16 protein-coding genes are annotated in these 23,573 nt (G+C 70.1%); 11 read left to right on the forward strand and 5 right to left on the reverse strand.

Annotation, left to right across the window (positions count from 1 at the left end; genetic code table 11):
• The first annotated feature begins 60 nt into the window (after window positions 1-60).
• Entirely contained in the window at window positions 61-1,275 is a 1,215-nt protein-coding gene (locus AB5J54_RS32100) for an RNA-guided endonuclease InsQ/TnpB family protein (protein ID WP_369147410.1), read from the forward strand.
• Window positions 1,276-1,459: 184 nt separating this feature from the next.
• Window positions 1,460-2,716, forward strand: a complete 1,257-nt coding sequence (locus AB5J54_RS32105; protein ID WP_369147411.1) for a cytochrome P450 — start codon at window positions 1,460-1,462, stop codon at window positions 2,714-2,716.
• On the opposite strand, the gene AB5J54_RS32110 is transcribed toward AB5J54_RS32105, so the two are convergent.
• On the reverse strand, window positions 2,667-3,401 hold the full coding sequence (locus AB5J54_RS32110; RefSeq protein ID WP_369147412.1) for a hypothetical protein: 735 nt from the start codon (window positions 3,399-3,401) through the stop codon (window positions 2,667-2,669). The genes AB5J54_RS32105 and AB5J54_RS32110 overlap by 50 nt on opposite strands.
• Window positions 3,402-3,505: 104 nt before the next feature.
• On the opposite strand from AB5J54_RS32110, the gene ggt reads away from it, so the two are divergent.
• Window positions 3,506-5,302 (forward strand): gamma-glutamyltransferase, encoded by a 1,797-nt coding sequence (gene ggt, locus AB5J54_RS32115; RefSeq protein ID WP_369147413.1) that lies wholly within the window; start codon window positions 3,506-3,508, stop codon window positions 5,300-5,302.
• 58 nt (window positions 5,303-5,360) lie between these two features.
• Here ggt and map read toward each other — a convergent pair whose 3' ends face one another.
• Window positions 5,361-6,128 carry a type I methionyl aminopeptidase gene (map, locus tag AB5J54_RS32120; RefSeq protein ID WP_369147414.1) on the reverse strand — a complete coding sequence of 256 codons (768 nt, stop codon included), beginning with the start codon at window positions 6,126-6,128 and terminating at the stop codon, window positions 5,361-5,363.
• Window positions 6,129-6,181: 53 nt separating this feature from the next.
• On the opposite strand from map, the gene AB5J54_RS32125 reads away from it, so the two are divergent.
• Window positions 6,182-6,433: a helix-turn-helix domain-containing protein gene (locus AB5J54_RS32125; RefSeq protein ID WP_369147415.1), complete on the forward strand. Its 252-nt coding sequence runs from the start codon at window positions 6,182-6,184 to the stop codon at window positions 6,431-6,433.
• A 6-nt stretch (window positions 6,434-6,439) separates the two neighbouring features.
• Here the strand turns inward: AB5J54_RS32125 and AB5J54_RS32130 are convergent, their stop codons facing one another.
• Entirely contained in the window at window positions 6,440-7,096 is a 657-nt protein-coding gene (locus tag AB5J54_RS32130) for an NAD(P)-dependent oxidoreductase (protein WP_369147416.1), read from the reverse strand.
• 61 nt (window positions 7,097-7,157) lie between these two features.
• On the opposite strand from AB5J54_RS32130, the gene AB5J54_RS32135 reads away from it, so the two are divergent.
• The 7 genes from AB5J54_RS32135 (at window position 7,158) to AB5J54_RS32165 (ending at window position 14,106) form a co-directional block, all read left to right on the forward strand.
• A complete protein-coding gene (locus AB5J54_RS32135; protein WP_369147417.1) occupies window positions 7,158-7,553 on the forward strand; it encodes a winged helix-turn-helix transcriptional regulator in 396 nt (131 codons plus the stop codon).
• A gap of 10 nt (window positions 7,554-7,563) precedes the next feature.
• Window positions 7,564-7,944: a PPOX class F420-dependent oxidoreductase gene (locus AB5J54_RS32140; protein WP_369147418.1), complete on the forward strand. Its 381-nt coding sequence runs from the start codon at window positions 7,564-7,566 to the stop codon at window positions 7,942-7,944.
• Between the two features lie 89 nt (window positions 7,945-8,033).
• Window positions 8,034-9,338 carry a UL36 very large tegument protein gene (locus tag AB5J54_RS32145; RefSeq protein WP_369147419.1) on the forward strand — a complete coding sequence of 435 codons (1,305 nt, stop codon included), beginning with the start codon at window positions 8,034-8,036 and terminating at the stop codon, window positions 9,336-9,338.
• A 210-nt stretch (window positions 9,339-9,548) separates the two neighbouring features.
• Complete coding sequence (locus AB5J54_RS32150; protein ID WP_369147420.1) at window positions 9,549-10,391, forward strand: nitrilase-related carbon-nitrogen hydrolase; 843 nt, start codon at window positions 9,549-9,551, stop codon at window positions 10,389-10,391.
• The gene (locus AB5J54_RS32155) at window positions 10,388-11,671 is read left to right on the forward strand and encodes an aspartate aminotransferase family protein (RefSeq protein ID WP_369147421.1); all 1,284 of its coding nucleotides are present in this window, start codon (window positions 10,388-10,390) and stop codon (window positions 11,669-11,671) included. The genes AB5J54_RS32150 and AB5J54_RS32155 overlap by 4 nt, the downstream gene beginning before the upstream one ends.
• Window positions 11,672-11,690: 19 nt before the next feature.
• On the forward strand, window positions 11,691-13,094 hold the full coding sequence (gene hydA / locus AB5J54_RS32160) for a dihydropyrimidinase (protein ID WP_369147422.1): 1,404 nt from the start codon (window positions 11,691-11,693) through the stop codon (window positions 13,092-13,094).
• A 10-nt stretch (window positions 13,095-13,104) separates the two neighbouring features.
• Window positions 13,105-14,106: a TIGR03842 family LLM class F420-dependent oxidoreductase gene (locus tag AB5J54_RS32165; protein WP_369147423.1), complete on the forward strand. Its 1,002-nt coding sequence runs from the start codon at window positions 13,105-13,107 to the stop codon at window positions 14,104-14,106.
• Window positions 14,107-14,157: 51 nt separating this feature from the next.
• On the opposite strand, the gene AB5J54_RS32170 is transcribed toward AB5J54_RS32165, so the two are convergent.
• Both AB5J54_RS32170 and AB5J54_RS32175 read right to left on the reverse strand, forming a co-directional pair.
• Window positions 14,158-14,679 carry an SMI1/KNR4 family protein gene (locus AB5J54_RS32170; RefSeq protein WP_369147425.1) on the reverse strand — a complete coding sequence of 174 codons (522 nt, stop codon included), beginning with the start codon at window positions 14,677-14,679 and terminating at the stop codon, window positions 14,158-14,160.
• 13 nt (window positions 14,680-14,692) lie between these two features.
• A complete protein-coding gene (locus tag AB5J54_RS32175; RefSeq protein WP_369147426.1) occupies window positions 14,693-23,113 on the reverse strand; it encodes a DNRLRE domain-containing protein in 8,421 nt (2,806 codons plus the stop codon).
• Window positions 23,114-23,573: the final 460 nt, after the last annotated feature.

Here is a 23,573-nt window from a genome sequence, read left to right on the forward strand (position 1 = left end):
CAGGAGGGTCGTTGCTGTCGGTGGCCCGCATTATGGTGGCGCGTGAGGGGGTGGGTCGGGGTGATTCGTGCGTACAAGTTCCTGATGCGGCCCACCGTGGGCCAGGCGGCAGCGCTCGGCGAGATGCTGCGTGATCACTGCTCCCTCTATAACGGCGCTTTGCAGGAGCGCCGGGACGCCTACCGGCACGCCTCCAAATCCTCGATCACGTATGGGAAGCAGTCCGCGCAGCTCAGAGACATCCGGTCCTTCGACCCGGAGCGGCAGGGCCGGTGGTCGTTCTCCAGTCAGCAGGCCACCTTGCGCCGCCTGGACAAGGCATTTCAGGCGTTCTTCCGGCGCGCCAAGGCCGGTGAGGCGCCGGGGTACCCCAGGTTCCGGGGCGTGATGTGGTTTGACACCGTGGACTTCCCCAGGGACGGGGATGGCTGCCGCTGGGACTCCACCCCGCATGACCCCGTCACCCGCGTCCGTCTCCAGGGCGTCGGGCACGTCAAGGTGCACCAGCACCGGCCGGTGGTCGGCAGGGTCAAGACTGTGTCGGTCAAGCGCGAAGGCCGACGCTGGTACGTCATCCTGACCGCCGAGCAGGCACAGTCCGAGCCGCTTCCGGCGACGGGCGGTGTGGTCGGCATCGACCTGGGTATAGCCACCTTCCTCGCCGACTCCGACGGTGGGTTCGTGCCCAACCCGCGCCACGGGCGGAGGGCTGCCGCGAAGCTCGGGGTCGCGCAGCAGGCTCTCGCCCGCTTCCCTCGCGTCCGCCGGGACAAGCGCACCAGGAACCACCGGCGGGCCGTGCAGAAGGTTGCCGGCCTGCACCGCAAGGTCCGCCGCCAGCGCCTCGACCATGCGCACAAGACTGCGCTTGACCTCGTGCGCCGGCACGACGTCATCGCGCACGAGGACCTCAAGATCCGCAACATGGTCAAGGCCCCGGCGCCCAAGCCGGATCCCGGACGGCCGGGCAGCTTCCTGTCCAACGGGGCCGCGGCGAAGGCCGGACTCAATCACTCGATCTCGGATGCCGGATGGGGGGTGTTCTTGACGATCCTGCACGCCAAGGCTGAAAGCGCCGGACGGGAAGTGATCGCCGTGGACCCCCGCAATACCTCCCGGACCTGCCCGGAATGCGGGCACGTCGCCAAGGAGAACCGGCCCACCCAGGAGAAGTTCCACTGCGTCTCGTGCGGTCACACTGCGCACGCGGACACGGTGGGCGCTCTGAACGTTCTACGGGCCGGGCTGGTCCGTCGCAACACCCCACAGGGTTAGCGAGAAGCTCCCGGCTTCAGCCGGGGGAGGAGTCACGTGCCCCCTGTTCTCCGTGTGATGCACGACGGAGATTCTGGGAGTCGGGGAACAGCCCGGACAAGGCTCTCGAACTGTGCGTTCCGTCCTACGAAAACCGGCTCTGACCTGTCATGATGGTGACGTCTTCACTCCGAAGGGAGGGCCGGTGCGGAGCAGGATCGTCCCACCCGACGTCTTCGACCCCCGGATCTACGCCGCGGGCATCCCGCACGACCGCTTCCGCGCCCTGCGCGACCTCGCCCCCGTCGCCCGGCAGGACGAACCGGAGATCCTCGGCTGGCCCGCCGGGGCAGGCTTCTGGGCCGTCACCCGGCACGCCGACGTCGTCCGGGTGCTCAAGGACCCGGGGACGTACTCCTCACACCTCGGCGCCACCCAGATCCGCGATCCCGACCCCGCCGACCTGCCCTTCATCCGCCGCATGATGCTCAATCAGGATCCGCCGGGGCACGGCAGGTTGAGGCGTCTGGTGAGTCGCGCCTTCACCCCCGGACGCATCGAGCGCTTCACCGCCACCGCGCGCGAGCGCGCCCGCCGGCTGCTCGGTGACGCGTTCGCGGACGGCGGCGAGGTGGACCTCGTCCGGGCCGTCACCGACGACTACGCCCTGCTCAACCTCACGGACCTGCTCGGGGTGCCCGCGAGCGACCGGGGACTCCTCCACGCCTGGACCGAGCGGGTCATCGCCTACCAGGACCCCGACGAGCCCCCGGTCCTCGACGCCGAGGGCAGACCGGTCAACCCCCGTTCGCCCGCCATGCTCGCCGAGATGTTCGGCTACGCCCAGGAGCTCGCCGCGTACAAACGCGCGCACCCCGCCGACGACGTCATGAGCGTCCTCGCCGCCTCAGAACTCGCCGACGCCGAACTGGAGATGTTCTTCTTCCTGCTCACCGTCGCCGGCAACGACACCGTCCGCAGCGCCGCCCCCGGCGGAATCCTCGCCCTTGCCCAACACCCGGCGGAACAGGGCAGGTTGTGGCGCGGTGAGGTCTCCATGGACACGGCCGTCGACGAACTCCTCCGCGTGCACCCGCCCGTGCTCTCCTTCCGCCGCACCGCCGCCCACGACACCGAGCTCGCCGGGCAGAAGATCCTCGCGGGCGACAAGGTCGTCGTCTTCCACGCCTCCGCCAACCACGACGAGCGGGTCTTCGCCGACCCGCACCGCCTGGACCTCGGCCGGACCCCGAACCCGCACGTCTCCTTCGGCGACGGCCCGCACGTCTGCCTCGGCGCCCACTTCGCCCGGCTCCAGCTCCGTGTGTTCTACGAGGAGGTGCGCGCGGCCTGCGGCGGCCTGGCCCTCGCGGGACCGCCCCGGCGCCTCGTCTCCAACTTCATCAACGGAATCAAGTCGCTGCCGGTGCGGCCACGGGAGCCGTACGCGCCGCGGCCGTGACATCGGCCACCAGCTCGACCACATCGGGGCCGTACGCCTGCGAGTTGACCACCCTCAGGAGCAGTGCGAAGGAGCCGTTCGGCCCGTACTTGCCGGTCAGCGCCCTGTGGTGGCGGGCCAGGTGCCGCGCCGCGGCCTGATTGGCGACCGCGGCCTGGCCGCAGAGCAGGAACACCGGCCGGCTGTCCTCGCCGCGGGTGAGGCGCGCGAGGACGACGTACTCGTCGACGCCCCACTCCGGGCGGTAGGTCTTGCCCGCCACGGTGAACATCGCACGGTCCTCGCGCGGCTCCTGCTCGACGTTCATCGTGAGTCCCGGCAGCAGGTTCGGCAGATGGGCTGCCATGCGCCGGTTGGAGTAGGGGCCGCCGATGCAGAACTCGGCTATCTCCCCGAGGCCCTGACGGGCCGTGTCGTGCTGCACGACACGGGGCCGTGCCCCGCAGTCCTTGATCAGCGCCGACAGTTCGAGAAGCGCCGACACGTCGTGGGTGTGCACCCCGCGCTCGCTGCCGGCCAGACGGTTCACCACGAGCAGACACTCCGAACCGGAGGGCAGCCCGAAGAAGGCCTGCTTGCGGCGCAGACGCCGCCGCCAGACATAGGTGCGGGTCAGCCACCCGAGGGAGCCGCTGACGCCGGTGGCCAGGACCCCGAGCACCACGTTGCGCAGGTCTTCATTCATAGCCGCGCATGCTAGCGGCGATCCGGCCTTCAGTTCGAGGCGGTCCTGACGGGAGGCGGCGCGGGAAGTTACGCTGCGCGGACGGTCGTTGACTGGAGGTAGGAATGCGTCGCTCCGCCGCTGGCAAGGTCTCCCTTCTCGCCGTCGCGGCGACGGTGCTCTCGATGGGCGCCGCCGCGCCACCGAGCACCGCCCCGCCCTCGGTGAAGGAACCCGTCGCCGTCGGCTACGGCGGCGCCGTCGCCAGCGTCGACGCCGACGCCTCGGCCGCCGGCATCGAGGTCCTCCGCAAGGGCGGCAACGCGGTCGACGCCGCCGTCGCCGTCGCGGCCGCCCTCGGCGTCACCGAGCCGTACTCGGCGGGCATCGGAGGCGGCGGCTACTTCGTCTACTACGACGCGAAGAGCCGTACCGTACGGACCGTCGACGGCCGCGAGACCGCGCCGAGCACCGCCGACGCGGGCCTCTTCACGGAGAACGGCAAGCCCATCCCCTTCGAGGAGGGCCAGACCAGCGGCCTCGGCGTCGGCACCCCCGGCACCCCCGCCACCTGGAGGACCGCCCTCGACGCGTGGGGCAGCAAGCGCCTCGACACCCTGCTGGAACCCGCCGAGCGGCTCGCCCGGGACGGCTTCACCGTCGACCCCACCTTCCGCGCCCAGACGGCCGCCAACGAGGCCCGCTTCCGCGACTTCCCGGCCACCTCCGCACTGTTCCTGCCCGGCGGGCAGCTGCCCGTGGTCGGCTCCGTCTTCAAGAACCCCGACCTGGCCCGTACGTACGAGACGCTCGGCCGCGAAGGCGTCGGCGCCCTCTACCGCGGGCCGCTCGCCCGGGACATCGTGAACACCGTCCGCACGCCCCCGCTCCGCGCGGGCGCCACCCGGACCGTCCGCCCCGGCGACCTGACGGAGGCCGACCTCGCCGCGTACCGCACCGAGTCCCGCAGGCCCACGAAGGTCTCGTACCGCGGGCTCGACGTCTACGGCATGGCCCCGTCCTCCTCCGGCGGCACGAGCGTCGGCGAGGCGCTCAACATCCTGGAGGGCACCGACCTCTCGTCGGCCTCCCGGGCCCAGTACCTGCACCGCTTCATCGAGGCCAGCCGCATCGCCTTCGCCGACCGGGGCCGCTGGGTCGGCGACCCGGCCTTCGAGTCCGTGCCGACGCGCGGACTGCTCTCCCAGCGGTTCGCCGACTCCCGGGCCTGCCTGATCCGCGACGACGCCGCCCTCACCAGCCCGCTCGCCCCCGGCGACCCGAGCAGCCCGGTGCCGTGCGCGAGCGGCGGGACCGCCGCCCCGACCACGTACGAAGGCGAGAACACCACCCATCTGACCGTGGCCGACAAGTGGGGCAACATCGTCGCCTACACCCTCACCATCGAGTCCACCGGTGGCAGCGGCATCACCGTGCCCGGCCGGGGCTTCCTGCTCAACAACGAGCTGACCGACTTCTCCTTCGCCCCGGCCAACCCGGCCGTCCACGACCCGAACCTGCCCGGCCCCGGCAAGCGGCCGCGCTCCTCGATCTCGCCGACGATCGTCCTCGACCGGCACGACCGGCCCGTCCTCGCCCTCGGCTCGCCGGGCGGCGCGACCATCATCACCACGGTCCTCCAGACCCTGACGGGCGTCCTGGACCGGGGTCTGCCGCTGGTCGACGCGATCGCCGCGCCGCGCGCCAGCCAGCGCAACCAGGCCACCACCGAACTCGAACCCGCCCTGTGGAACAGCCCGTTGAGGACGGAACTGGAGGGCATCGGGCACGGCTTCCGGCAGAACCCGGAGATCGGCGCGGCGACCGGCGTCCAGCGCCTCCCCGACGGCCGCTGGGTGGCGGCCGCGGAGACGGTCCGCCGGGGCGGCGGCTCGGCGATGGTCGTGCGTCCGGCGCCCTGAACGCCTGCGGAGCGTCCGGCGCCCTGAACGTCGGGGGAGCGGCCGGCGTCCCGAACGCCTACAGGGCGGTCAGGACGCGCGGGCCGTCGTCCGTGATCGCCACCGTGTGCTCGGCGTGGGACGCGCGCGAGCCGTCGGACGTACGGATCGTCCAGCCGTCCCGCGCCGTGTAGTGCTCGTCGGTGCCGCCGCCGATGAGCATCGGCTCGATCGCGAGCACCATCCCGTGGCGCAGCTTCATGCCCCGGCCCGGGCGTCCCTCGTTGGGGACGCCCGGGTCCTCGTGCATGGCGCGGCCGATGCCGTGGCCGCCGAAGCCGTCGGGGATGCCGTACCCGGCGGCGCGGCAGACCCGGCCGATCGCGTGGGCGATGTCGCCGATGCGGTTGCCGACGACGGCCGCGGCGATGCCGGCCTCCAGGGCCTCCTCCGCGGCGGAGATGAGGCGCGTGTCCTCCGGCCGGGCCGGGCCGACCGTGAAGCTGACGGCCGAGTCACCGGCCCAGCCGCCCAGCGTCGCCCCGCAGTCCACGGACACCAGGTCGCCCGGGGCCAGCCGGGTCCCGTCCGGGATGCCGTGCACGATCGCGTCGTTCACGGAGACGCACACGACCGCGGGGAACGGCACCGGGGCCCACTCCGGGTGGTAGTCGAGGAAGGGCGAGCCGGCGCCCGCCTCCGCGAGCACCTCGCGCGCGACCCGGTCGAGCTCGGTGAGCGCGACGCCGGGCGCCGCCTTCTCTCGTACCGCAGCCAGGGCACGGGCCACCACCCGGCCCGACTCACGCATGGCCGCCAGGGATTCGTTCGTCTTGATCTCCACCATGGCCAATTACTATACCGGTATTTCTATGGGGGGTCGGTATTACCATGGGGGGCATGGTGCGCACACCCCTGACCCCCGAAGAGCGCGAGCGCGGCGAGCGCCTGGGCCTGCTCCTGCGCGAGGCGCGCGGCGAGCGGTCCATGGTCGAGATCGCCGCGGCCGCCGGTCTCTCCGCCGAGACCCTCCGCAAGATCGAGACCGGTCGGGCCCCGACCCCGGCCTTCTTCACCGTCGCGGCCCTGGCCGGGGTCCTGAGCCTCTCCATGGACGAGCTCGTGGTGCACTGCACCCCGGCGCCCGTCTAGGGCTTTTCAGACGGAGACCGCCAGCTGGACCCGGCTGTGGCGCGGGCGCTCGATCTCGTCCAGGAGCGCGAGCGCCAGATCGGCGTGGGCGATGCGGCCCGGGCCGTCGATCACCGTGCCCACCGCCGTCCGGTAGCCGCCCGTCCGCTCCGCCTCCGCGTCGAGGTCCATCGGCGGCACCACCATCAGCCAGTCGAGCCCCGGCCCCGCCTCCGCCGTCAGCAGCTCGAACTCGGCCACGTGCCCCTGGGAGAACGCCCGCCACTGCTCCGGGAAGTCGGGTGCGTCCATCACGCGCACCCCGGGCGCGGTCTCCAGGGTCGTGGCGATGCCCAGGGTGAGCAGCCGCCCGACCCCCGCCTCGGCGAGCCCGGTGGCCATCGCCTTCGCCGCGGCCGTGAAGAAGTCGGCCGAGGGCACGTCGAGACGGACGGCCGCGTTCACCGCCGCGTCGTGGCCGGCCGCGCGCGCCGCCACCGAGGCCGCGTCCGTCGCGTCGCCCCGTACGAGCGTGACGCCCGCCCCTTCCAGATCGCGGTACGCGTCCGGATCGCGCACCACGGCGGTCACCCGGTGGCCACGGGCCACCGCCTCCGCCACGGCCGCCCGGCCGACCCGTCCGCCGGCGCCGAAGATGACCACACGCTTGCTGTCGTTGTCCATGACGGGACCGTAGAACGGGCACCCCTGGTTACTTCAACGGTACTGGGCTAGCGTCGACCGCATGGTCGAGAAGTCCTCCCCGGAGCCGCTGAGCCCCTCCCTCTTCCACGACCCCGACTGCGGCGGCAGTCCTGCCCAGCCCATCCGGGTCGGCGGCAAGTGGACGGCGATGGTGCTGCGTTGCCTGGAGGACGGGACGCCCCGCCGTTTCTCCGAACTCCGCGTCCCGCTGCACTGGGTCACCCCCAAGGTCCTCACCGAGACCCTCCGCGCCATGGAGCGCGACGGCTTCCTCACCCGTACCGTCCACGACGAGAACCCGCCCCGCGTCGAGTACGCCCTCACCGCCCTCGGCCGGTCCCTCATCGCCCCGCTCGACACCGCCTGCGACTGGGCGCGCGCCCACGCCCCCGAGATCACCGAGGCCCGCACCGCGTACGAACGGGCCGCGCTCTAAGCTCCCGGGCATGATGCCCGAAGAGCTGCGGCACGGCCGCTACGTCAGCCTGACCACCTTCCGGAAGAACGGCACGGGGGTCGCCACACCCGTCTGGTACGCGGTGGAGGGCTCCGAGCTGTACGTGTGGACCCGCTCCGACTCCTGGAAGGTCAAGCGCCTGCGCAACGACCCCCGGGTCGAGGTCGCCGCCTGCGACCTGCGCGGCAACGTCGCCGAGGGTGCCGAGCGGCTCGCGGGCACGGGCCGGCTGGTGGAGGGGGAGGAGCTGCGCCGGATCCGGCGGCTGCTCGCGCGCAAGTACACCTGGCAGTACTGGCTGACCGACGTGCCCGCCATGATCGTCCGGCTCGGGAAGCGCCCGCACACCGGGATCGTCGTCACGTTCTGAAAACGGTCCGTAGTCGTCCCGTAACACGACTGCGGTCCAATACCCGCGGACCGGAAGGTTCCAGTCGACGGCGGGCAGGTGCGGAACGCATGACGATGTATCGACTCCCGGTGGAAGTCGCCACGTTCAGGGGCTGGCTGACGGAGCTCGTCGCCCGCTGCCGGCCGGACGGCGGCTGGTACGGGATCTTCGCCGCCCGCGACCCCGAGGGCCTGCGCGCCTGCCTCGACGGGGCCGAGATCCTGCCCTGGGACGTCGTCGAGTCCCTCCTCCAGGACGCCGGGGAGCCCGTCGGCGGACCGTTCGGCGCCCGCGGCCGGATCCTGTACGCGGCGGCCGCGGGCGCCCACGACGAGCGGCCCGGCGGAGCGGAGGCCCTGGCGGAACGCCGGGACCTGATGGAGGGCGAACGCCGCTACGCCGAGACCCGCGGCCGCGAACTCGCCGAACGCCTCCGCGCGACCCCGGACCCGACGGAGGCGGCCCGCCTGGAACACGACCTCGCCTGGACACGGGACGACCATGCCAGGGCGACGGCCCGGGTGAGGGAGCTGACGGGGAGGCTGGTCAGGCTGGGGGCGGGGGTGTCGGGGGCTTCGGGGGCGGCCGCCTCGTCGCCCCGCCCCGCCGCTCCGGGCGCCGGCACCGTCCCGGCCCACGGCCCGCTCGCCGATGCCCCGCAGCCCGCCAGGGCCAAGCGGCGGCCGCGCGGTGCCCGGTACGCCTGGCTGGAGGAGAGCGCCGAGGAGGTGCCCGTGCCGGTGCCCGTCCTCCCGGCCGGGGGAGCGGCGCCCCGTGGCGCCCGGTTCGGGGGTGCCGCGGAGGCCGTCGCCGCGCCCGAGGCCCCCGCCACCGACCACGCCGAAGCCCTCCGCGCCGCGGCCAACGCGGTCTACGCCCTCCGGCGCCTCCGCGCCCAGGGCCGCAGCGGCGAGGCGCACGCCCTGCTCTGCGAGGCGCTCGGCGGGCCGCCCGGCCGGCTGCCCGCCCTCGCGGCGGAGCTGCACCGGGCCGGGCTCGGCGCCGACTGGTCCACCCTCCTCTGGGAGGCGGCCTCGCTGTCGCCCGGCCGGCTCGCCGCCGTCGCGGGCGTGCTCGCCGACGCGGGCCGGGCGGCCGACTGCGAGCAGCTGCTCCGGCAGGGCGTGGCCCGCCCGGTCGAGGAGCTCGCCGGGGCGTGCGCCGCGCTGCACGCCGAGGAGCACCACCGCGAGGCGCACGCCCTGCTCACCGCGTTCGTCCGGGTCCGTGCCCCCGAGGACGCCGCCCGGCTCGCGGGCGCCGACCCGCACGGGCTCGTGCCCCAGCTCCTGGCCGCGGCCCGCGCGGTGTCCGCGTCCCGTGAGCGCGATCTGCTCCACGCCCTGAGGGTGGCGGGCCTGGCCGTGGCGTGACGGAGAACGGGGCCCTATCCGTACGGGTGCGTACGGGTCCGTACGTGTCGGTACGTGTCCGACGTGGACCACTCGGGTATGAAACATGATCGACCCGGCCGCTTCACGGCGGTGGTCTTGCTCCGGGGTGTGACGGGGCTTACGTTCTCCTCCTACGCATCGCGTCTACGTGCGTAGAGGCTCTCTGACGCCGTGCCGAAGGAGCAGCTCATGACCGACGTCGTACGCGCCGCGCTCGTCCAGGCGACCTGGACCGGCGACACCGAATCCATGATCGCGAAACACGAGGAGCACGCCCGCGAGGCCGCGCGGCAGGGCGCCCAGGTGATCGGCTTCCAGGAGGTGTTCAACGCCCCCTACTTCTGCCAGGTCCAGGAGCCCGAGCACTACCGCTGGGCCGAGCCGGTCCCCAACGGGCCGACCGTCCGCCGGATGCAGGACCTCGCCCGCGAGACCGGCATGGTGATCGTCGTCCCCGTCTTCGAGATCGAGGACTCCGGCTTCTACTACAACACCGCGGCCGTCATCGACGCCGACGGCTCCTACCTCGGCAAGTACCGCAAGCACCACATCCCGCAGGTCAGGGGCTTCTGGGAGAAGTACTACTTCCGCCCGGGGAACGCCGGCTGGCCGGTCTTCCAGACCGCCGTGGGCAAGGTCGGCGTCTACATCTGCTACGACCGCCACTTCCCGGAGGGCTGGCGCCAACTCGGCCTCAACGGCGCCCAGTTGGTCTACAACCCGTCCGCCACCTCGCGCGGCCTCTCCTCGTACCTCTGGCAGCTGGAACAGCCCGCCGCCGCCGTCGCCAACGAGTACTTCGTCGCCGCGATCAACCGCGTCGGCCAGGAGGAGTACGGCGACAACGACTTCTACGGCACCAGCTACTTCGTCGACCCGCGCGGCCAGTTCGTCGGCGAGGTCGCCTCCGACAAGACCGAGGAACTCGTCGTCCGTGACCTGGACTTCGGCCTCATCGACGAGGTCCGGCAGCAGTGGGCCTTCTACCGGGACCGCCGCCCCGACGCGTACGACGGGCTGGTGCAGCCGTGACCAGCCTGTACGCCCGGCACAAAGCCGTCATCCCCGACTGGGTCGCCCTCTACTACCGCGACCCCCTGGAGATCACCCACGGCGAGGGCCGCCACGTCTGGGACGCCGAGGGACGCCGGTACCTCGACTTCTTCGGCGGCATCCTCACCACCATGACCGCCCACGCCCTGCCCGAGGTCACCAAGGCCGTCTCCGAGCAGGCCGGGCGGATCATCCACTCCTCGACGCTCTACCTCAACCGCCCCATGGTGGAGCTCGCCGAGCGCGTCGCCGGCCTCTCCGGCATCCCCGACGCCCGGGTCTTCTTCACCACCTCCGGCACCGAGGCCAACGACGCCGCCCTGCTGCTCGCCACCGCCTACACCGGCTCCAACCAGATCCTGGCGATGCGCAACAGCTACCACGGCCGCTCGTTCTCCACCGTCGGCATCACCGGCAACCGCACCTGGTCCACGACCAGCCTCTCCCCGCTCCAGGCCCTGTACGTGTACGGCGGCGTCCGCACCCGCGGCCCGTACGCCGGACTCACCGACGAGCGGTTCACCGAGGCGTGCGTCGCCGACCTGGAGGACATGCTCGGCCAGACCCGCTCGGGCGTCGCCGCCCTCATCGCCGAGCCCATCCAGGGCGTCGGCGGCTTCACCTCCCCGCCCGACGGCCTCTACGCCGCCTTCCGCCGCGTCCTCGACCGGCACGGCATCCTGTGGATCTCCGACGAGGTGCAGACCGGCTGGGGCCGCACCGGCGACCACTTCTGGGGCTGGCAGGCCCACGGCCAGGCCGGACCGCCCGACATCCTCACCTTCGCCAAGGGCATCGGCAACGGCATGTCCATCGGCGGGGTCGTCGCCCGCGCCGAGATCATGAACTGCCTCGACGCCAACTCCATCTCCACCTTCGGCGGTTCACCGATCACCATGGCCGCCGGTCTCGCCAACCTCGCGTACCTCCTGGAACACGACCTCCAGGGCAACGCCCGCCGCGTCGGAGGCCTCCTCATCGAACGCGTCCGGGCGGCGGCCGTCGGAGTCGCGGCGGTACGGGAGGTCCGCGGCCGCGGCCTCATGATCGGCATCGAGCTGACCGAACCCGGCACCGACCGGGCGAACCCGGACGCGGCGGGCGCCGTCCTGGAGGCCGCCCGCGAGAACGGCCTGCTCATCGGCAAGGGCGGCGGCCACAACACCAGCACCCTGCGCATCGCCCCACCGCTCTCGCTCACCGTCTCCGAGGCCGAGGAAGGCGCCGCGATCCTCGAACAGGCCCTCCGATCGCTCTAGCTGGCAGGGGAGAAGTCCCGTGAGCACCCGTACCCTCATCCGCGGCGGTCTCGTCGTCACCGCCGCCGACGAAGTCCACGCCGACGTGCTGATCGAGGACGGCCGCGTCGTCGCCCTCGCCGCCCACGGCTCCGACGCGGCGGCCGGCTGGACCGCCGACCGGACCCTCGACGCCACCGACCGCTACGTGCTGCCCGGCGGCGTCGACGCCCACACCCACATGGAGTTGCCCTTCGGCGGCACCTTCGCCTCCGACACCTTCGAGACCGGCACCCGCGCCGCCGCCTGGGGCGGCACCACCACCATCGTCGACTTCGCCGTCCAGAGCGTCGGCCACAGCCTCCGCGAGGGCCTCGACGCCTGGTACGCCAAGGCCGACGGCAACTGCGCGATCGACTACGCCTTCCACATGATCCTCTCCGACGTCAACGAGCACACGCTCAAGGAGATGGACAAGCTCGTCCAGGAGGGCATCACCTCCTTCAAGCTCTTCATGGCCTACCCCGGCGTCTTCTACAGCGACGACGGCCGGATCCTGCGCGCCATGCAGCGCTCCGCCGACAACGGCGGGCTGATCATGATGCACGCCGAGAACGGCATCGCCATCGACGTCCTCGTCGAACAGGCCCTCGCGCGCGGCGAGACCGACCCCCGCTACCACGGCGAGGTCCGCAAGGCCCTCCTGGAGGCCGAGGCCACCCACCGCGCGATCCAGCTCGCCCGGGTCGCGGGCGCCCCGCTCTACGTCGTCCACGTCTCCGCCGAGGAGGCCGTCGCCGAGATCGCCACCGCCCGCGACAAGGGGCTGCCCGTCTTCGGCGAGACCTGCCCCCAGTACCTCTTCCTGTCCACCGACAACCTCGCGGAGCCGGGCTTCGAGGGCGCCAAGTACGTGTGCTCGACGCCGCTGCGGCCCAAGGAGCACCAGGCGGCCCTGTGGCGGGGGCTGCGGACGAACGACCTCCAGGTCGTCTCCACCGACCACTGCCCGTTCTGCTTCGTGGGCCAGAAGGACCTCGGCCGCGGCGACTTCTCCAAGATCCCCAACGGCCTGCCGGGCGTGGAGAACCGTATGGACCTCCTCCACCAGGCCGTCGTCGACGGGCACATCAGCCGCCGCCGCTGGATCGAGATCGCCTGCGCCACCCCGGCCCGGATGTTCGGCCTCTACCCGCAGAAGGGCACGATCGCGCCCGGCTCCGACGCGGACATCGTCATCTACGACCCGCACGCCACCCAGACGATCTCCGCGGCGACCCACCACATGAACGTCGACTACTCCGCCTACGAGGGGAAGACGATCACCGGCCAGGTCGAGACGGTCCTCTCGCGCGGCGAACCCGTCATCGACCAGCGGAAGTTCACCGGCCGCGCCGGCCACGGCGCCTTCACCCCCCGCTCCACCTGTCAGTACCTGAGCTAGGAGAACCACGTTGGACTTCGGACTCGTCCTGCAGACCGACCCGCCCGCCTCGCAGGTCGTCGGGCTGATGCGCCGGGCGGAGCGCAACGGCTTCCGCTACGGCTGGACCTTCGACTCCGCCGTGCTCTGGCAGGAACCCTTCGTCATCTACAGCCAGATCCTCGAACACACGACGAAGCTGCACGTCGGTCCGATGGTGACCAACCCCGGCACCCGCACCTGGGAGGTGACCGCCTCCACCTTCGCCACCCTCAACGACATGTACGGCAACCGGACCGTCTGCGGCATCGGCCGGGGCGACTCCGCCATGCGCGTCGCCGGCCGCAGGCCGAACACCCTGGCCCGCCTCGGCGAGGCCATCGACGTCATCCGCGACCTGGCGGAGGGCCGCGAGGCGACCGTCGACGGCAACGCCATCCGGATCCCCTGGATCAAGAACGGCCGGCTTCCCGTCTGGATGGCCGCGTACGGCCCCAAGGCCCTCGCCCTCGCCGGCCAGAAGGCAGACGGCTTCATCCTCCAGCTCGCCGACCCCTTCCTCACCGAATGGATGGTCAAGGCCGTCCGCCAGGCCGCCGCCGACGCCGGCCGCGACCCCGACGCCCTCACCATCTGCGTCGCCGCCCCGGCGTACGTCGGCGACGACCTGGCCCACGCCCGCGACCAGTGCCGCTGGTTCGGCGGCATGGTCGGTAACCACGTCGCCGACCTGGTGGAGAAGTACGGCGAGCACTCGTCCATGGTCCCGGAGGAGCTCACCGCATACATCAAGGACCGGCACGGCTACGACTACAGCCATCACGGCCGGGCCGGGAACCCCGACACGGCGTTCGTCCCCGACGAGATCGTCGACCGCTTCTGCCTCCTGGGCCCCGCCGAGGCCCACATCGCCAAACTGCGCCACCTCAAGGACCTGGGCGTCGACCAGTTCGCCGTCTACAACATGCACGACAACCGGGAGGGGACCATCGACGCGTACGGCTCCGAGATCATCCCGGCCCTCGGCGCCTGACGAACGGAGCCCCGCCACGAGGTGGCGGGGCTCCGTCGGTATCACCCGGAACTAGGGCAGGAACTCGTAGGACGGTCCGTCGGGCGCGCGGTCACGCGCGCACAGCGTCACGTCCCTCCCCTTGAGATAGGCGAGCAGCCACTCGCCGAACGTCATCTCGTAGAGAGTCCACGAAGGGCTGTCCATCTCCTGGACCAGGACCCGCCACGGCGACGAGGGTTCTTCGGGAACACGGAGGAAGATCATCTCCCCCGTCGTGGCCGTCGCCACCGGCAGCAGTTCACCGGGACTCGTCCCCGCCGGATCCGGCAGGAACTCGGCCATGTCCTCCTCGCGCCAGAACTCGAGGTCCTGCCGCATCATCGTGCCCAGATCGTGCAGAAGATGACTGGCGGGGTGCTTCAGATACAACTGCCCGTTGATCGTGATCGAACCGTAGGCATCCACGATCTCGTGGAAGTCCGCGGGGAATTCCACGCCGAGTTCCCGCTCCAGCGCGGTCCACGGAGCCGGGTCCGACCAGTTGAACCGGGGTTCGCCCAACAGGGCCTGTATTTCCGAGAGCGTTGCCACCACTGGGCCCCTTCTAGCAGGTCGAGCCGATGCCGGAACTGGAGTTGATCGCCGTGCACGAATACTGCTCCACGATGTCCCCGGAGGGGCCGTACGCGGTCATTCCCACCTGGACGAGCGTGGGGACGGCCGAATGCGGGTCACCGTAGATGGGCACGACCGACATGAACAGCTTGTTGTCGCCGGTCAGATGCTTCCAGCCGAAGGATTCCACCTTGCTGGCCATCCGGGCATTCGCCCTGCCGTGCAGTGCGACCAGATTGCGGACATCCTGGCCGGTGCCCTTGCCCCAGTAACCTATCAGGTGGCCTGCCTGCGGATTTCCGCCGCCGGCCGCGATTTCACCCATGCCGTCCGGCTGGACGGAAGGCTCGCATTCCGGGCACTTCGGCAGGCCGCCCGCACCGGTGCGCGACCTGCGGTCGGCCTTGGTGAGGAACGCCCAGGCACCGGTCGCCCGGCAGCCCTTGTTGCCCTGGTGGTCGGTGTACTCCTCCAGACCGCCGTACACCCGTCCGCCGTCGATCAGCGGCATCGGGTCGCACGTCGGGTTGTTGGTGTCCGTGGTCCGCGGCGCGGGCCGGGGCTGGGGGCCCGGCGACGGCTGCGGGGTGGGACCCGGTCGCGGCTCGTTGTCCGACGACGAGTCGTCGTCGGAGTCGACGTCCGGCGACGGCATCAGCATGCTGCCGAGGGCCGTCCCCGCGTCCGCCAGGTTCTGCTGCCCCTGCGGCGTCGCCGCGTACAGGGCGGTGACGAGTGCCGCCCCCGCCCAGTAGATGGCCGGGATCGCGAAGAGGAAGTGGCCGTCCAGCTCGACGAGGCTGGTGGGGTTGCCGCCGCCGAAGGCGTACCGGTTGTTGGTGTACGGGTCCGCGCCGAGCTTCATGTCGGCGAGGGCGCCGTTGTACATGTCCCGGGTGGTGAAGCGGTTGAGGCCCGGGTTGTAGTCGCGGAAGCCCATGTCGTACGTGCCGGACTGGGCGTCCCAGCGCTTGGCGTTGTACCGGTAGGGGTTGTACTCCTCCTTGTCCGGCTGACCGGCCTCGGGCTTGTCGATGCCGGTGAACTCGGCGGCGTCGTTGTTGCCGTAGGCGGTGTAGCCGTAGGTGGCCTTGGTGTCGCCGTTCTTGTCGGTCAGCGTCTCGACGTCGGTGTGGCTGTTGTAGCCGTAGTAGCCGTCCTCGGTCGTGCCGTCCGTGTTGTGCTTCGTCTGCGAGAGACGCTCGCCCCACGGGCTGTACTGGAACGACTTCGTCAGCGCGCCGGCGACCTTCTCGTCGAGGACCTCACCGGACAGGCCGAGGTACTCGAAGTCGGTCGTCTTGCCGTCCGCCGTCTTCGTCGCGGTGCGGTCCAGCGGGTCGAAGGTGTACGTCGTCGACTTCATCGCGCCGCCGGCGTCCAGCTTCTGGGACTCCACGACGTGGTCGAAGCCGTCGTACACGCTCCGCTCGATGACCTTGCCGCCGGAGCTGACCGACTGCTGGCGGCCGAAGGGGTCGTAGGTGTAGCTCGCCCCCACGCCCGCGGTCGACGTGCTCAGCAGCCTGTTCCGGTCGTACTGGAACGTGGTGGTCGCGCCCTTGACGGTCTGGCTGATGACGTTGGCGTTGTCGTCGTGGACGTACGTCTCCGTCGCGGCGCCGTTGCCCGTCTTCACCGACTTGGCGAGCCGGTCGGCCGGGTCGTAGGTGAGGTCCGTCGTGGAGTCGAGGTACGCCGAGCGGTTGTCGGCGTTCATCTTCTTCGCGACGTCCTGCGACTTGTTGCCGTTGGCGTCGTACGTGTACGTGTGGGAGGCGACGAGCGTGGTGCCGTCCGCCTTCTTCTCCGTCGTCGACTTCAGCGCCGCGTCGAGGTAGTAGGTGTAGTCGACCGTGTTGCCGTTGTCCTTGGTCTCCTTCAGCTTCTGGCCGCGGTCGGTGTACGTGTACGAGGTGACCTTCGGGTCGCTGTCGGTCGCGGACTTGCCGACGGACACCGACTTGACCTTCTCGCGCAGGTCGTAGGTGTACTTGGAGAACTGGCTCGGGTGGCTGACCGTCTCCGACTGGCCGTTGGCGTCGTACGTGTACGACGTCGCCTTCTTCTCCACGCCCGCCAGCGACTCCGCCACCTTCTGGACCTGGTTGAGGCCCGTGTAGGTGATGGCGTAGGCGTCGACCTTCGTCCCCGGCGAGGTGTCGCCGATCGTCGTCAGGTTGCCGTTGACGTCGTAGGAGTAGGTGAAGGTCCGCTTCTCGTTGTCGGTCTCCGTGGCGTTGTCACGGACCAGCTTGACGCCGTCCGCGACCACGATGCCGCCGCTGTTCTGGTCCAGCTTCAGCGTGGTGGCGTCGGCCTGCTTGAGGGCGTAGGTGCCGAGGCTGACCCAGGTGCCGGTGCCCGCGTTCTGGTCCTTGGTGACCGCCGGTTCGGTGGTCGTGCCGTGGGTGAGCGTGTACTTGGCGGTCGTGGCGGCCCCGGTCACCTTCGGGTACTTCACGTACGCCGTGTACGTGCCGTCCTTCGGGATGTCGAGGGACCACGTGAAGGCGTCCGTGCCCGCGCCGGCCGCGTGGGTGCGGTGGTCGTAGCCCTGCTGCCCGGTGATGTTCCCGGTGGCCCAGGTGCCCGTGGCGGTGGTCGACTGGGTGTCGGAGTTGTCCAGCAGGACGACCGACTTGCCCACCGGAACACCGTCGTCGGAACGGGACTTGACCTTGCCGTCCGGGTAGAACGACCACGTCATCGTGCGGTTGGACGAGCCGCCCGCCGACGTCAGCGTCCTGGCCGTCTGCTGGCCCAGGGCGTTGTAGTCGTAGGTGGTGGAGATGTCCCACGGGTCCGTGGAGCTCTTCGTCCAGCCGTTGTCGAAGTAGTCGACCTTCGCGACGTTGCGGACCGTCTGCCCCTCCGAGGGCGGCATCGAGGTCTTCGACACCCGGCCGACGGCGTCGTACTCGGTCTCGGTGTAGACGTTCGGGTTGTTGTAGCGGGCGTCCGCCGGATCGTACGGCTGGTAGCGGCGCTTCGGCCGGTTCAGCGCGTCGTACTCGGTACGGGAGGTGAACGCCGTGGTCGTGCCCGCCTCGACGGCGCGCGGGGTGATCACCTTGGTGGTGTTGCCGACCTGGTCGTACTCGTACCGGGTCGTGCGGTAGACGATCGGCGAGGTGCCGCTGCGCGGGACCTTGACCTCGGTCTGCCTGCCGCGCTCGTCGTAGCTGACGAGCGTCGTGTTGTTCTCGGCGTCCGTCGTCGAGACGACCAGGTTGTCCTTGTCGTAGGCCTTCCTGGTGATCTTGCCGGCGGCGTCCGTGACCGAGGTGGCCCGGTGGTTCAGGTCGTACGCGGACAGGCTGGTGTAGTCGGCCGTGTCGGCGGTGTTGTTCTTCTTCGGGTCGACGACCTTGACCGTGTTGCCGACGTTGTCGTACTCGTAGCTGACCTTCTCGCCGTTCGCGTTGACGACGGAGGTGAGCTGGTAGATCTCGTTGTAGTAGTTGGTCGTGACGAAGTCCGTCGCGTCCGCGGTGGTCAGCGTGCCCTTCGGCTCGGTCGTCGTCCTGAGGTTGCCGACCTTGTCGTAGGTGTACGTCGTCTTCCGCTCGTCCGACGTCGGCGTGTACTTCGGCGCGGTCGCCGAGGTGATCTGGTCCGCCGCGTCGTACACCGCGGTGGAGACCGCGCCGTTCGGCGCCGTCGACGTGGTGACGTTGTCGTTGGCGTCGTACACGGGGGCCGGAGCGGTGATCAGGTCACCGGCGGCCTGGTCCTTGGGCTCGGTCTTGACCAGCGGACGGCCGTACACGTCGTACGTCTGCGTGGTCTTCTTGCCCAGCGCGTCGGTGACCTGGGTGACCTGACCGCGCTCGTCGTAGACGAACGTCGACGCGTTGTTCAGCGCGTCCGTCATCGTCGTCGGGAAGCCCGTGGGCCCGAAGCCGCTGTTCGTGTCCGCGTTGCCGTTGGCGTCGACGGCCCGGATCAGCTGGCCGTACGCGTCGTACTCGTACGACGTGGTGTAGTCACCCGCCGTGGCGGTGGCGACGCCCTTGGGGTCGGTGACCGTCTTCAGGTTGCCGAAGGTGTCGTAGCCGAACTGCCACTTCCGGCCCTCCGGGGAGGTCTTCGTGAAGATGTCGGCCGAGTAGCCGTCGGCACGCGTCTGGTACGCGTACCGGGTGGAGTTCGCCGGGTACGTGCCCGGAGCGCACTCGCTCTGGGTCGGGACGCCCGCCTTGTTGTTCTCCGCGTCGCGCTTCCAGAGCGGGTAGCCCGTCTTCTGGTCGTAGCAGAACGCGGTCTTGGCGCCGTTGCTCTCCTCGGTGTACGTGACGTTGTTGTCCGCGTCCCACGACAGCTTCATCGACTGCGACTTGGCGTTCGTCGACTGGACGGCGCGGCCGAAGTCGTCGGTCACGTAGTCGGAGGAACGGGACTCGGCGTCGGTGACCTTGGTGGCCGTGAACTTGGGATTGCCCGAGTCCACCGCGTACGTGAAGCCCGTGGTGCCCTGGAGACGGTCGGTGATCGTCTTGGTCCACCAGTGGTACTTCGGGTCGTCTCCGGTCTGCGGGTAGTTGTACGCCAGCTGCGTGGTGTTGCCGCGCGGGTCGGTGGAGGCGACGAGCTTGACGTTCTTGTTGCCCTGGGTGGCGTCGTACGCGAAGCCGAAGACCTTCGGCTGGGTCGAGCCCGCACCGTCGGTGATCTTGGTGAGCAGGCCCTTGTCGGAGTACTCGAAGGTGACCTTGCGGCCCGAGATGTCGGTCATCGACTTGATGTGGTCGATGATCTTCGGGTTGTTGCTGTCGGCCTTGGAGTAGTACTCGATGGTCAGCGACTGCCGGCCGACGGGGTCGGTGACGTACTTGAGGAACTTGGTCGGCTTGTTGTTGGACTTCCGTTCCTCGTAGGTGTACGTCTGGGTGTTGCCGTTCTTCTCGATGGCCGACGTCATGTAGCCGTCGCAGCCGAACACGAACCGCGTGCCGTCGGGACGGGTCATCGTCCAGGCGTCGGGGACCGGGTCCTTCAGCGGGGTGCAGTCAAGACCGGGCTTGGCGGCCAGCTTGTAGTGCACACCGGCCGGGGCCTTCCAGGAGCTCGTGGCCGAGTCCCAGCGGAAGACGTGCGTGGTGCCGTCACCGTCGGGAAGACGGATCTCGGTCGGGTTCGGCTTGGGGTGGAACTCCAGCGGCGCACCCAGCCGGATCGGGCCCGAGGCCTGGAAGGACCAGCCGTAGCCGGAGACCGTGTCCGAGGTGTCCTGGCTGTTGTACGCGAACCGGGCGAAGGTGGTGACACCGCGGCCGGGGTTGGTGAACGCGTTGTACTGCCAGACGGTGTTGCCCGACGCCAGGTTGTTCATCAGCGTCGAACCGGCACCGGTGTTCTTGCCCGTGTAGACGTAGAACTTCTCCATACCGAGCTGGTTGGAGGTGGGGTCCTCGACCGCGACGTTCTGGGTGAGGCCGGGGATGCCGGAGGTGCCGGAGGTCCAGGTGCCGGTCGTCTTGTTGTAGACGTCCCAGGTCAGGACGTAGTCCGTGCGCTTGTTGCCGTTGTCCGAGTTGATCGGGGTCTTGATCTGCGCCTGCAGGCTGACCGAGCCGCCCGGGGCGACGTTCGACGGCAGCGCCGTCTGGACCTGGTTGCCGCCGGTGGTGACGTCGCTGCCGTCGGGCAGGGCCCACTTGTAGGTCAGGACGTTGTCCGCCGAGGTCCAGGTGGACGCGGTCGTGTTGGTGAGGTTGAAGTCGACCGTGTAGTCGCTGTTCGGCGTCATACGCGCCGGGGTCTGCGGCGCGTAGTACGTCGAGTCCGTGGTGGAGTCGATGTACGTGACCACGATCCGGGGCGCGAGCCGCGGCTCGGTGCCCTCGGACGACAGGAACAGGGTGCGCTCCTGGGAGGCGGCCTCGTCGGCCATCTTCAGGACGACGCCCTTCTGGGAGGCCGGGGTGGTCACCCAGGACTGGGCGAGGGAGGTGACGTTCCAGTCGTGACGGGCGGGGTCGTTGGTCATGGCCCCGGTGTCGGCGGTGACGGCGCCGAAGTCGCCGCCCGCGGTCGTCCAGTTCGTCGCCGCGTCGGCCTTGGCCCAGGTGGCGGTGGCCTCGTCGAAGTCACGCGTCAGCGGGCGCAGCTCGTAGAGGGCGCCGGTGGTGTCCTGGGCGGTCTGGGTGGACCACAGGCGCACGTTGGCGTCCAGGACCCGGGCGGTGGTGGGGATGCCCAGGGCCGGGAACTTCAGCAGTGCGCGGGTGTCGCCGTAGGTGGCGGAGTTGTTGCCGACGGACAGCCAGTTCTTCGGGCCGGAGTCGTCGATGGTGTCGTGCGCGAGGGTGGACTGCGTCGAGGACAGGGTGGTGTCCTGCGAAGCGGCGTACACCTTCGTCGTGCGGCCGGCCTTCGGCAGACGCACCAGCTGGGTGGGCGCGGCGACGACCTGTCCGTCCTTCGTCTTGACCGCGACCATGTAGTAGTAGGCGCGGCCGTAGGGGTCGGGGTCGTCGGCCTTCGTCGGCGTCGCGGAGGTGTCGGTGTACGACGTGGTTCCGGGCGTGACGGGTGCCACGAGGGTGGCGGCCGAGGGGGTGAAGGTCTGGCTGACCGAGCGGTGGACCTGGTACTCGACGATGTCGTCGCCGGTTGCGACGGGGTCCTTGTCCTGGTACGCGGACCAGTTCAGCTCGGCACCGGTGTCGTGGATGGTGGTCGGGGCGGCAAGGTCGACGCCCTGACGGCCGAAGGTGAGGACGAGACGGGGGTAGTTGGCGGTCTCGCCGCCGTACCCGAACTCCGAGCCCTCGTAGCGCGGACCGCCCTTGGGGCCGTTCGCGGACTCGTCACCGGCCTTGATCACGAAACCGTTGTTGACGTTCGTACCGTCGATCCACGACTGGACAGTCTTGGTGACGGGGAAGGTGTGCCAGGTGTTCAGCTCACCAGGCTGCTTGGTGACCACACCACCCTTCGTGAACCGCACCGCATCCGCGATCACCGAGGTCGTCGTCGACGCAGGACCGTCACCCAGGACGATCTTGCCCAACGTGCCCGCCTTGAACGGGTGCGAGCCCAGGGTCTTCCACACGCCCGCGGTGCCGGCCTGCTGGTTGACGGTGTAGGCCTTCGTGCCGCCGTCGTAGGTGACGGTGAACGGCGCATTGGTGGCACGGTCCGAAGCCGGGACGTTGTGCGTCTCGACCTGATAGGTGCCGTCCTCGGGAAGACTCGGCTGCCAGGTGTACGTGTCACCCGCGACCGAATCCTTGTTGTACATGTACGTCTGATTCACCGCGTACTGCGTGTACGCCGTGTTCCCCGACGCCGGCCACGAACCCACCGCCGCCGTACGACCAGCCTCACCGTTGTCCACGACCACGGCCGTACCGGACAGCTCACCGGTGATGGTGTTGGCGTTGCTCCACGTCGCACCGGACTCGGTCCACGCCTGCGTCGCCCGGTGCGCCTCCAGCTGTACCTCGGTGTCACCCGTGGTGTGCGTCTGGTCGAACCACAGCTTCAGATCGGCCGAGTCGAGCTTGGTGCCGGCCGGGATGCTGCTGACCGGGAAACGGATCAGCGCACGCGAGGAACCCGTGGAGGTGTTACCGACCGACAGACGCCAGTTGTCGTCATAGTTCGTCGTCGCACCGTCCGACGAGATCATCACATCCTGCGCCGTCGTCGGCGTCGGAGCGATCGAGATCGTCGGATCGATGGTCACCGGGTACTGCCGCTCGGGCGCGGCCAGCCACGATGCGTCGGGCGTGACCGTGAGGTCCCAGCCCTTGCCGGCCCGCGTCAGCTTCTGCGTCACGTTCCCGCTGTACGCGGAGCCGTACGGCGCCTTGGCGTCCTTCTTCGCGTCCGTCATGAACGCGGCCGGGATGACCAGGACCGGGTCCGCGCCCTCACCGAAGAAGGAGACCGAGCCGTCCTTGTTCTGCTTCGGCGTCAGACCACCGGTGTTCAGGGTGAAGGTGAAGGACACCGGACCGGACGGCTTCGCGTCCAGGACGATGTTCTCCTTCACCCGGCCCGGACCGACCACGTACGACAGATCCGCACCGGACACCGCGTCCTTGTACGTGACCGTGTCGCCCTTGGCCACCGGCGCGAGCTTCCCCGCACCCTCCAGACCCAGCGTCACCGCGTGACCGGCACCCGACTCGAAACGCAGCAGCCTGCCCGCGTCCGAACCGAACCAACTGGAGGCGGCATTCGTCGTATTGGAGAACGCGAAGCCCTTGTCCGCGGACTGGACGACCGTCGGGTCGATGTCCTGCCAGGACTTCCCCGCCCGGTAACCGGTCGGGACGGCCGACACCTCGGCCTGCACCCGGCCGTCGGACAGCTGCCAGTACCGCGCGTTCGCCGTCCGCTTCCCGGTCAGCTCCGCGACCCGCTTCGGCTTCGCGGCGGCTTTACCCTTCGGCAATTTCTCCCGACTGGGGAGAACCGGAGTCCCGCCGGTCGACGGCTCGTTCGGCTTGGCCGGCTCGACGTCGTCGTCCGAGAACCAACCCGAGAGGACGTCGGTGATACCCTCGCCGTCTTCTTGCGAAACCGGTGCCGCATAAGCGACTTGTGGGAGCATGGTCCCGGCTATCGCCGAGACCACGAGGCAGGCTATCGCCCGCCCGTATTTCATTTTCACTCAAATCCCTACCTAGACGTGGTGGGCCTGACCTCGGCTCACACGCCTCAGGGCATGCCAAAACAGGCCACCTCCCGCGCGCGGGAAGCGACCTCGCGAGACGCGGTCAGGTCACGGCGTGGGGATTGTTCATCACGGAGCTGATGCTTAGTCAAGTGCCCACGCAATTCGGGCATTTCAAGGGTCGGGTTGCCGACATTGAATGCGCCTTGCCTGACTTGTCGGTCGCCTGGCTTTCACG

Source organism: Streptomyces sp. R44 (assembly GCF_041053105.1).
Classification (GTDB): domain Bacteria; phylum Actinomycetota; class Actinomycetes; order Streptomycetales; family Streptomycetaceae; genus Streptomyces.